The 10160-nt window shown below is 64.0% G+C and carries 13 protein-coding genes; 9 read left to right on the forward strand and 4 right to left on the reverse strand.

All coding sequences use genetic code 11. The features are described from left to right. From VFP86_10030 to VFP86_10065, 8 genes are all read left to right on the forward strand, one after another. Positions 1–1226 (forward strand): S1 RNA-binding domain-containing protein (locus VFP86_10030; protein HET8999972.1); only part of this gene is annotated, 1226 nt, incomplete at its 5' end. A 117-nt stretch (positions 1227–1343) separates the two neighbouring features. Next, positions 1344–2126 carry an enoyl-CoA hydratase/isomerase family protein gene (locus VFP86_10035; protein HET8999973.1) on the forward strand — a complete coding sequence of 261 codons (783 nt, stop codon included), beginning with the start codon at positions 1344–1346 and terminating at the stop codon, positions 2124–2126. Between the two features lie 253 nt (positions 2127–2379). Continuing rightward, positions 2380–3405, forward strand: coding sequence for a sensor domain-containing diguanylate cyclase (locus VFP86_10040; protein ID HET8999974.1), 1026 nt, complete (start codon positions 2380–2382; stop codon positions 3403–3405). A 79-nt stretch (positions 3406–3484) separates the two neighbouring features. Further along, positions 3485–3676: a hypothetical protein gene (locus tag VFP86_10045; protein HET8999975.1), complete on the forward strand. Its 192-nt coding sequence runs from the start codon at positions 3485–3487 to the stop codon at positions 3674–3676. Between the two features lie 12 nt (positions 3677–3688). After that, a complete protein-coding gene (locus VFP86_10050; GenBank protein ID HET8999976.1) occupies positions 3689–3946 on the forward strand; it encodes an OsmC family protein in 258 nt (85 codons plus the stop codon). Positions 3947–3961: 15 nt separating this feature from the next. Next, positions 3962–4183 (forward strand): FmdB family zinc ribbon protein, encoded by a 222-nt coding sequence (locus tag VFP86_10055; protein HET8999977.1) that lies wholly within the window; start codon positions 3962–3964, stop codon positions 4181–4183. 99 nt (positions 4184–4282) lie between these two features. After that, entirely contained in the window at positions 4283–5626 is a 1344-nt protein-coding gene (locus VFP86_10060) for a flagellar biosynthesis protein FlgA (protein HET8999978.1), read from the forward strand. Beyond that, complete coding sequence (locus tag VFP86_10065) at positions 5623–6198, forward strand: mismatch-specific DNA-glycosylase (GenBank protein ID HET8999979.1); 576 nt, start codon at positions 5623–5625, stop codon at positions 6196–6198. Before VFP86_10060 ends, VFP86_10065 begins: the two co-directional genes overlap by 4 nt. A gap of 28 nt (positions 6199–6226) precedes the next feature. Here the strand turns inward: VFP86_10065 and VFP86_10070 are convergent, their stop codons facing one another. Genes VFP86_10070 through VFP86_10080 form a run of 3 tightly spaced genes read right to left on the reverse strand, consistent with a single transcriptional unit; the run spans position 6227 to position 7907 of the window. Further along, complete coding sequence (locus tag VFP86_10070; protein HET8999980.1) at positions 6227–6673, reverse strand: arsenate reductase ArsC; 447 nt, start codon at positions 6671–6673, stop codon at positions 6227–6229. A gap of 8 nt (positions 6674–6681) precedes the next feature. Beyond that, positions 6682–7512, reverse strand: coding sequence for an arsenite methyltransferase (locus VFP86_10075; protein HET8999981.1), 831 nt, complete (start codon positions 7510–7512; stop codon positions 6682–6684). A 14-nt stretch (positions 7513–7526) separates the two neighbouring features. Beyond that, on the reverse strand, positions 7527–7907 hold the full coding sequence (locus VFP86_10080) for a metalloregulator ArsR/SmtB family transcription factor (protein HET8999982.1): 381 nt from the start codon (positions 7905–7907) through the stop codon (positions 7527–7529). Positions 7908–9337: 1430 nt separating this feature from the next. Between VFP86_10080 and VFP86_10085 the strand changes: the two genes are divergently transcribed. Further along, entirely contained in the window at positions 9338–9742 is a 405-nt protein-coding gene (locus VFP86_10085) for an Hsp20/alpha crystallin family protein (GenBank protein ID HET8999983.1), read from the forward strand. A gap of 189 nt (positions 9743–9931) precedes the next feature. Here the strand turns inward: VFP86_10085 and VFP86_10090 are convergent. Beyond that, the coding region (locus VFP86_10090; GenBank protein ID HET8999984.1) for a ferritin-like domain-containing protein at positions 9932–10160 on the reverse strand (229 nt) is incomplete at its 5' end.

Here is a 10160-nt window from a genome sequence, read left to right on the forward strand (position 1 = left end):
CTACGCTCGAGGAGCGCCAGATCGTCCAGGGAACCGTTGTCCGGGTCGACAGCGAGGGGGTCCTCGTAGACGTCGGCGCCAAGTCGGAAGGCTTCATTCCCCCAAAGGAGCTCTCGGCCAGCGGGGAGGCGGTCGAAGGGATTGCCGTCGGCGATCGGATCGACGTGTACGTCATGAAGGTCGAGGGTGAAGAGGGAAACATCCTGCTCAGCAAGAAGCGCGCGGATCTCGCGCTGGCCTGGGATCACATTCAGCGCGCGTTTCAAGCCGGCACCATCCTGCACGCGATGGTGGTCGACAAGGTCAAAGGTGGGCTTGTCGTAGACCTCGGAATGAGGGGGTTTGTCCCCGGCAGCCATGTGGACCTCTCACAGGCCAAAGGCCGCCAGTTCGAGGCGCTCGTGGGTCAGAGCATACCGCTGCGGGTGATCGAGGTCGATCGGGCCAAGGGGCGGGTGATCCTCTCGCACAAGAATGCCATCGCCGAGGAGCGCGCCAAGGCCCGCGTGGAGGTCTTGGGTGCTCTCCAGGAAGGACAGGTCCACGAAGGGATCGTCCGCCGCATCACGGATTTTGGCGCGTTCGTCGATTTAGGCGGAATCGACGGCCTTCTGCCGATCAGCGAGATGTCCTGGACGTACATCAAGCATCCCTCAGAGGTGGTCCGGCGCGGCCAGCGGGTCACGGTTGCCGTGCTCCGGATCGATCGCGAAGCCGGCCGGATTTCTCTCGGGCTCAAGCACATCCTGCCCGACCCCTGGAAGCGCGTCGGAGAGCGCTATCGGTCGGGACAGGTAGTGGAAGGCAAGGTCGTCCGGATCGTCGCCTCGGGGGCGTTCGTCCGCCTGGATGAAGTCGACGCCTTCATCCCTATCTCAGAGATGGCCGAGCGACGTGTCCAGAAGGTCACCGACGTCCTTGAGGTTGGGCAGACCGTCGAAGCCCTCGTCACCGAGATTCGCGCCGACGAACGCCGGATGATCCTCAGCCTCCGCCGGCTGGCGCGTGAGCGGGAGCGGACGCGCGTCAAGGATTACATCACCTCGCAGGCCGACGAAGGTCGCGTGACGATCGGTGATATCGCGGGCGAGCTGCTGCGTCAAGTCGTCACCACGCCGGCGGCGGCCGTCCCCGATCGTCCGCGCGACGGCACGACTCTTCCGGCGGACACGCCGGCGCGCCCAGGCCAAGACGAGCACACGACCACAGGCGGCCCTCCGGACTGAGTCCGATCAATTCTCCGCTGCCCGGCACACACGATCTTTGACCACGTTCCTCCCCCGAGCGGTGAGCGGGCTGTCTCGCTTCGCGGCGAGTGTGGGTGAGCCTGGAGGTGATCCGTGATGGACTCATCGGAGATGCTGTTTGAGACCGCGCGCGGCGTGGCGTATCTGACCGTCAACCGTCCCGCGCAGCGCAACGCCATGACCTGGGCGATGTACCAGCGCCTCGTCGAGATCTGCGAGCAGGTCGACCGCGACGATGCGATCAAGGTGCTGGTGATCCGCGGGAGCGGCGAGCGGGCATTCATCTCGGGGACCGACATCAGTCAGTTCCCGGCGTTTCGCGGACATCCCGAAGCCGGGATCGAGTACGAAGAACGGATCGACCACGTCACGGGGCGGCTCGACGCGGTCGCCAAGCCCACGATCGCCTCGATTCGAGGGTTCGCGGTCGGCGGTGGGCTGACCATTGCGCTGACCTGCGACCTCCGCTTGGCTGCTGATGACGCCCGGTTCGGGGTGCCCATCATCCGGCTCGGGAACTGCCTGTCGATTCACAATTACGCGCGTCTGGTATCGCTCATCGGCCCGGCGCGGGCTAAGGAGATGATCTACACCGCCCGGCATGTGGAGGCGAAGGAAGCGTTGAGCTGGGGGCTCATCAATGAGGTCGTCCCGGCCGCATCCCTGGCCGTTCGCACCCAGGAACTCGCGGAAGCCATCGCGGAGGCGCCGCCGCTCACCCTGCGCGCGAGCAAGGAGGCGATCCGGCGCGTCGTCGACCGGCTGAGCCCGGAGCATCCCGGTCACGACCTCATCGCGCTCTGCTATAACAGCGCCGACTTCCAAGAAGGCGTCGCCGCCTTCCTCGATAAGCGCCCCCCCCGCTGGACAGGACGGTAATCCCTCCACCCCTGGCCCGCCGCCGGCGCGCCGGTCGAGCGTCCGAACCAGGCCACTTTCCCCCCGCTTTTGGGCATTTCATAATCAGTAGCCACACGTAGGACGCCCGTGTCTGCCAGACGTCAGAGATCAGCGGGGGAACATCGCGGTGCGGCGCTCGACCCCAGATAAGGGTCTAAAGAGAAAGAAACCCAGGCTGGTCGCTCTTCCAGGTGGAATCCAAGACCCGGCTCCTCGCCTGCCGGTCGACGCCGTGCATTCCCCAGGAGCGGTCCAGCCTGCCGCGGACAAGTCGCTCACATTCCTCTCACGCCTCGCGACGGAATTCACCGCCGTCCTCAGCCTCACCGATCTCTTGGAGCACGTCATGCGGGTGCTTCGTGAAGAGATCGGTTTCGATTCGTGTTCGTTGGCGCTCGTCGATGACCGCAACCCGGATTTCCTGGTCATTCGGGCGGCGTCGGGCATCCGCGAGAATTTCATGGGGCTCGCCGTCCCACGGCACATCGGGCTTCACGGTGTCGTGATGCAGTCGGGCGCGCCCTTCATGGTACCTGACATGCACAGTGATCCCCGGGTCTTCAGACGGGAAGGACGCATTAGGTCCGGGATCTACGCGCCCTTGACCGTGGGCCGCCGGCAGATTGGCGTGCTGAGCGCCCACCGCGAGCGCATCGATGCGTTCACTCAGGCCGACCTGGACTTGCTGACCGTCGTAGCCCGATACCTGACGGGGGCGATCGAAGTCGCCCGCCTGCACGAACAACTAAAGGAGCTCGCGGCCACCGATGCGCTGACGGGGCTCGCCAACCGGCGGTGCTTTCTCGACCGGCTGGTGGCGGAGATCGCGCGGACGCGCCGCACGGGACACACCGTCAGTGTCGTGCTGATCGACCTCAACGGGTTCAAGGCCGTCAACGACGCCTACGGCCACGCCAAGGGAGATGAAACGTTGATCCGGGTCGCGGAGACGCTGGCCCGGAGCGTGCGCGCCTCCGATCTTGCGGCCCGTTTCGGAGGCGACGAATTCGTCTTGATGCTCCCCGAGACGACGCCGGACAAAACGGAGGAGATTCTCAGCCGGTTTGACCTCCGCGAGATTCCGGTGCCGGATCAGGAAGGGGCCCCCGCCCGCCTCACCTTCTCCTACGGGATCGCCTCGTTCCCCAACGACGGCGACGATCCGGAGCGGTTACTCCAGGCCGCCGACGGCCGGCTCTACGCGATGAAAAAACAGCTGTACGCACCAGACAAGGACTCCCGCCCGGCAACGTCCTGATCCCGGGTCTCATCCAGAGGACCCGCATGCTATACTCTCGCTGTACGCTTCCGGCGCGAGCTGAACGCGGGGGTGGGGGATGGAGCCGGTCCACATTGCGCGCGTGCGGGTGTACCAGGACAAGCGCCCCAACCGCAGAGCGTTTCTCGGAGACTTCCCCGACCCGGTGCGGTACGGGGTGAACACTGGGGTCAAGGCGTTCTACAAAATGGAGCCCGAGGAGGAGTTGCCCAGCACGCTCGACCATCTCGTCGCAGCGGCGGCGGGCTGACTGACAGGGACCCTGGCGGGCGCGCTGGAGGCGCGCGGGATTCCGAGTCATCCCGACAAGTTGTGGACCGAGGCCGAGGGGACGGTGGAGGCGCCTGACCGAGTCATGCGCGTCACCGCGATTCGCGTCAAGTATCATCTGACGATTCCCCACGGGAAGCGGGACGACGCGGAACGGGCACTGGCCGTGTTCGAACGCGGGTGTCCGGTCGCGCAGACATTGAAGGGATGTGTGGCGATCACGCATGAATGGGAGATCCAAGAGGCGTAGGGCGGAGGAGATGCCGTGACATACGTATTTCAGTGCCGGTCCTGCAAGCACGAGTTCGAGATCACCGCCACGGTGGCCGAGTATGAGGCGCGGCGGGCGCCGGCGTGTCCCGAGTGCGGAGACCCGCAGGCGCGTCGGGTGTTCACCCCGGTGCTCGTCATGACCGCGGGGGGAAAGGCCGGAGCCGCCGACGAGGGAGGGTGCTGCGGCGGGGGCACCTGCGGGTGCCGCCACTGACCGGCCCGATCTTCTGAGACCTGCCGCCCGCATCCGTTTGCGCTCGAAGTCTCCGCCGGCCGGGATCGCCCGGCCGGCTTTGCTGTGAGGTGACGGCTGATGATGCAGGATCGCTTGCAGGCGCGCGAAGACGCAGGAAAGCCGGTGCGCGTGGGGGTGATCGGGGCGGGGCGGTTCGGCACGATGGTGATCTGCTCCCTCGCCATGATGCGCGGGATGCGGCCCGCCGCCGTCGCGGACATCGATGGGGCGCGTGGGATGCAGGCGCTCGTCTACGCCGGATTCGCACCGGACTCGGTCGCGCGCGCCGAGACCGCCGCCCAGGTGAACGCGGCATGCGCCCGCGGCGTGCCCGCGCTCACCCAAGACCCCCAGGCCCTGCTCGAAAGCGGGGTCGAGGTGGTTGTCGAGGCGACCGGGGTCCCGGAGGTCGCCGTACGCCACGCGACGGAAGCGTTCCGATTCGCCAAGCACGTCGTGATGGTGAGCGTTGAGGCCGACGTGCTCGTCGGATCGGTCCTTCGCCGGATGGCGGACCGGGCGGGGGTGGTGTACTCGGCGGCGTACGGAGATCAGCCCGCGCTGATTCACGAACTGGTGGTGTGGGCGCGAAGCCTCGGGTTCGAGGTCGTCGCCGCGGGCAAGGGCACCAAGTATCTTCCCGCCTACCGCAAGGGCACGCCCGACGACATCTGGGAGCGGTACGGTGCGGATGCGGCTCACCGTGAGGGGCTCAATCCGCAAATGTACAACTCGTTCACCGACGGGACGAAGTCGGCGATCGAGATGGCCGCGGTGGCGAACATGACCGGCCTCCGTCCGGACGTTCGGGGGATGCGCTTCCCTCCCGCCGGGATTGGGGACCTGCCCGAGGTGCTGAAGCCGGCGGAAGATGGCGGCGTGTTGCGCCATGCGGGGGTCGTGGAGGTGGTCAGTTCGCTCGACCGCGACGGCCGCGAGGTGCCCAACGATCTCCGGTGGGGCGTGTACGTGGTGATCACATCAGGCCGCCCATATCTTCGGAAGTGTTTCGCCGAGTACGGGATGCCCGTCGACCGCTCCGGCACGTATGCGGCGATGTACCGGCCGTATCATCTCGTCGGCATGGAACTCCCCATCAGCGTGGCGCGCGCCGTCCTCGACCATGAGGCGACCGGCGCCCCGCTGCCCGTGCCGGTCGCCGCGGTCGCCTGCGCGGCCAAGCGTCCGCTCACCGCCGGCGAGGTGCTGGATGGAGAGGGGGGTCACACCGTGTACGGGGTGATCGACGATGCGGCGACGGCGGTCCGGGAGCGGCAGCTGCCGATGGGCCTCTGCCGCGGCGCCAGGCTCGTCCGGCCGGTTCCCGAGGACGGCCTCGTAGGGCTCGACGACGTGGCTGTGGACACGTCGGGCCCGCTGTATTCGCTCTGGCAGGAACAAGTGAGGTTGGTCGCGCCATGACCCGGGAGCGGTATCGTTTTCCGACGCTGCCCGATTACCTCAGGCCGGGTCTCGATCTCGTCTTCGTGGGGATCAACCCCGGCCTGTATTCGGTCGAGCGCGGACGCTATTTTGCCAGGCCGACGAGCCGGTTTTGGCCGGCGTTCTCCGCTTCGGTGCTCAGCGCCCGCATCCGAGCGTCCCTACGGAAGCGGCGGCTCGGGCCGGAAGACGACCGTGCCTTGCTGCGGTTCGGGATCGGGTTTACCGATGTGGTGAAGGTGCCGAGCCGGAGCGCCGGCGACCTCCGGCCCCGGGACTACCGCGTGTGGGCCCCGAGGCTGCTGGCGCGCCTCGAGGCCTTCACGCCGCGGGTCGCCTGCTTCCACGGTCTCACGGGGTACCGGGCCTTTACCCGCTATGCCCTCGACGAGCCCGGCAGAGATTGGCGCCTCGGCGCCCAACTCCTCCGTCTGGGCCGGACCCGCCTCTTCGTGATCCCCAACCCCAGCCCGGCCAACGCCCACTTCCAGATGCCGGATTATATCGTTTGGTACGACCGGGTGGCCGGGTTCCTCAAGCGGCCCGCGTGAACGCGCCGAGCCGCGGTCCCATTCCTCGTTACGCCGGGGAGCGTTTGACTCCGCGCTCCACCACGGAGAGGAAGGGGCGGAGACGCGTGGCCAGTTCCCGCGCCGTGTGCTTGAACGCCTGAAGACGCTCTTCTTCCGTGCCGGCCACGGCGCCTGGATCAGGGAAACTCCAATGGATCCGCTCCGGATCGCCGGGGAAGACGGGGCACAACTCTCGGGCGCTGTCGCAGAGTGTCACCACAACGTCGAATGTCTGGCCCGCAAACTCGTCCACGTGTTTCGAGCGCTGACGCCTGACGTCTATGTTCATATCCCGGAGCGCCCGCGCCGCGAGCGGATGCACTCCCGCCGGCTCGGTCCCGGCACTGGAGACGTCAACGGTTCCTCGGCTGAGGTCGCGTAAGATGCCTTCCGCCATCTGCGACCGGGCGGCGTTGTGCGTGCACAGGAACAAGACCCGTGGCCTGTGTTGCATGTCCCCCCCTAGCTCGCCCGATTCGTCGTGGTGGGCTTTGTGGCGCGAATAAACGCACTCATGAACTTGTTGGTGACCAGAGGGGCGACGCGGTCGACATCGATGCCGTGTCCTGAGAGAAACTCGCGTGCATCGTTGACGTCGTAGACGCGCGTTGGCTCCACCCCGACCGCTTCAAACCCTGCCTTCGACAGCTTCGAGACGTATTCACGCTCCTCCAACGCCCCTGCGACGCACCCCACCCAGAGTTCCATGCTGCGTCGAATCTCCGATGGGACCTCTCCGCGCACAACGACATCGGAGACGGCGAATCGACCTCCGGGTTTGAGAACGCGAAACGCTTCGACGAAGACGCGATCCTTGTCACCGGAGAGGTTGATCACACAGTTCGAGATAATCACATCCACGGAGTTGTCGGGAAGCGGGATGTTCTCGATCTCCCCTTTGAGAAACTCCACGTTGTGTACGCCGGCTTTTCGCTGGTTCTCTCGCGCCAGGGTCAGCATCTCATCGGTCATATCGAGCCCGTAGGCTTTCCCTGCGGGACCCACTCGCGTGGCCGAGAGCAGCACATCGATCCCGCCGCCCGAGCCAAGATCCAGGACCGTGTCCCCCTGGCTCAACTGCGCCAATGCGGTCGGATTGCCACATCCCAATGAGGCTTGGACGGCTTCCCTGGGGATGTCCGATATCTGTCGCGTGTCGTAGAGGTTCGATGTGATGGGATCGCCCGAATCTCCACTTCCGCAGCACGCGCTTGAGCAACATCCGCTCTCGCCCGTCTTGACACGGATCGCCGCCTGTGCGTACTTTTCCCTCACCACGTCTTTAATGTCCATTAGGCCCTCCTTGATCATCGATCCCTTCGAAACGGCTTACCCACCCACGCGATCTCACGGGGATTCACGGCTTGGTTCCGCGTGCAGCACTCAGCGTACAGGAAACCGAGCAGCTCGCTGAGCGCCTCCGTGTTGGCTGCGTACCACAGGTACGTCCCCTCACGCCGTACAGTCACCAAACCTTCGTGGCGCAGTTTCTCCAGGTGGTGGGAGAGGGTGGAATTGGGAATATCGAGCTCGGCTTGGATATCGCCTACAACCATGCCGGTCGGGTGGGCCGACAACAGCAAGCGCATGACCCGGAGGCGCGCGTCCGTTCCGATCGCGGAGAACATATCGGCGTAGCGGGTGATATCCTCACTGATTATCTTCTTCTTGACGTCTTCTTTGATCACACCCGTTCCCCCCTGATTTCGATTGTTCGATAATAGCAGAAATAAGGAACATTATCAATCCCAAAAAGCAGATCGGAGTGACGGGCGCCGGCCAGGCGATGGGGACTACCGTATGGGACAGAAGCCAAGACCTCGGTCGTCGACCCTGAGCGGGTGCGTCGCTTTGCTTTTGTTCTCAAGGCGCGGAGTCCTGCCGAACAGGGACGTGCAGCGAGGCACGCGAAGCCCTGAATAGGACGTCCAGTAACATGGCGTTTGGTTCCTCAGACGGGGTGTGTTGTATGACGCAGAACCATGGTGAGGAGAACGAGAAGCAGACCCCTCCGGGCGGTGACGAACGCCCCGAACCACCGAGTGGCCCAAAGATCGAGCCGAGACGTCTTCCGTCCTTACCGCGTCGGCCCGGTCATGATAGGTCAACGACGACGCCTGCTCGCGCCAAACCGCCCACACGTAGAATCACGAGAACCGCTCGGCGGCGATATACGCGCTGAGCGGATTCCTTTCTCGGGTATTCGGTCAGTAAGACACGAGGCTGGCCTCGACGTCTGCTCTCAGGCCACTGTAGAGGTCCAGAACACACGCGCCAACAGGCTAGAATCCTAGCACTGGACGGATAACCCCCGATCCCGCCTTTGCTTCTCGATCGGGAAAAGGGTACGCTGAACGTACTTCTCATTCTTTACGTCCACGACCATCCCCCACGGCAACAGGTCGGCTCCTCGGAGGCGGACGCGCGCCTGGCACCATACGCCGATGCGCATCCCAGACGTCACCCGCGGGCGCCGTGGTGGCAACGCGCGAGTCGCCCGCATGACCCCGGAGCAACTTCGCGAGCATTCCCGCCACATGGTCGCGGTCCGCGAGGAGAAGCGAAAGTCGAAGAAATGCCAGGAGGGAACGTCATGACACCTACAAACAGGATTCTGTTAGCGCTTGTGGCGATCGTTGGCACAGCGCTATTGTTCTCAGCGGCCGTTTTTGTCAGCACGATCAGAATGCAACTCCAGCTGCTGATTGGTTGGTGAAATTTACACCAAGGATGGCACACTCCTTGCCCAGGAGCATGAATCCCCAGTTGGTCGGTCGTTCTTGCAAAGGCCTGCGTCCGATGGCAAGTCCTCGCTTGAGCTGGGCGCTGGCCCGCGAGGTGGAGGATAGTGCAGTTCGTTCTATCCCGGAATCAACAATGTTGAAATCAATGTTGAATATACCAATATCGCTTATATTATAATTGACACATATATTGGCAAATCCATTGACAATATTAATGGCATGTGACATCATGAGATCGAGGTGATAGATGGATGGTCACTTCCCGGCCAACGCGCCAAGCGAGGCGCCGGGCGGTCGTTGAGAAGGAGGAGAGTGCAATGCTAAACAATCGATGGTCACCGTTCGCGGATCTAGTTGGGCTGAATCGTGAGCTGATGAACAGGCTGTATAGCGGCGAGGGCACGAGCCGTACCACGGCCTGGGCTCCGCCTGTCGAGTCGTTCTATCAGGGCAACAATTTGATGGTGCGGGTGTGGGTTCCAGGCGTCGACCCTGCCACCGTGGATATCAAGGTCAGCGGTAACCTGTTGTCGATCAAGGGGGAACGCAAGTTCACCTATGACGTACGCGAGAATCAGTATCTGTTCACCGAGGTCGCGTATGGGCCATTCGAACGAACGGTCACGCTGCCGGACGGGCTTGCCTTCGATCAGGTGAAGGCGAAGTATACCCACGGCGTGCTTGACATCACGCTCCCGATTCACGAGGGCGTGCTGCCGATAAAGGTTCCGATCGAGATCGAGCAATCTCCGCAGCCCACACTAGCGGGCACCAGATAAGCAAACGCTGCGATGAGGAACCGCGGGGCCCTGGTCCCGCGGTTCCGCGTTTTTAGGCGATGCCGTCCATGACTGTCCTGAACCTCAAGCATGAAGCGGTTGACCGCGCTTCATGAACTACACGGCCTGCAGCAAACCAAGGTCGCACACGGCCATGGGAGCATGGTGAGTCCCGCTCCATGATTGCTTCTAAGGGTTTTCCGCGTTGCTCTTCCGGGCGAGGGTCGCCTCCACGGTCAGGAGCCCACTCTCGCCGGCGTGTCGCACGACGCTCAGCAGTGTCTCCATGCTGGACACTTCTTCCAGTTGTTCGGTGACAAACCACTGGAGGAAGTTCTGGGTGGTGTGATCGCTCTCTTGAAGTGCCAGATCCACTAAGATGTTGATGTGCTTGGTGACGGTCAACTCCCACTCGAGG

This window comes from bacterium, from assembly GCA_035703895.1.
Classification (GTDB): Bacteria; Sysuimicrobiota; Sysuimicrobiia; order Sysuimicrobiales; family Segetimicrobiaceae; genus Segetimicrobium.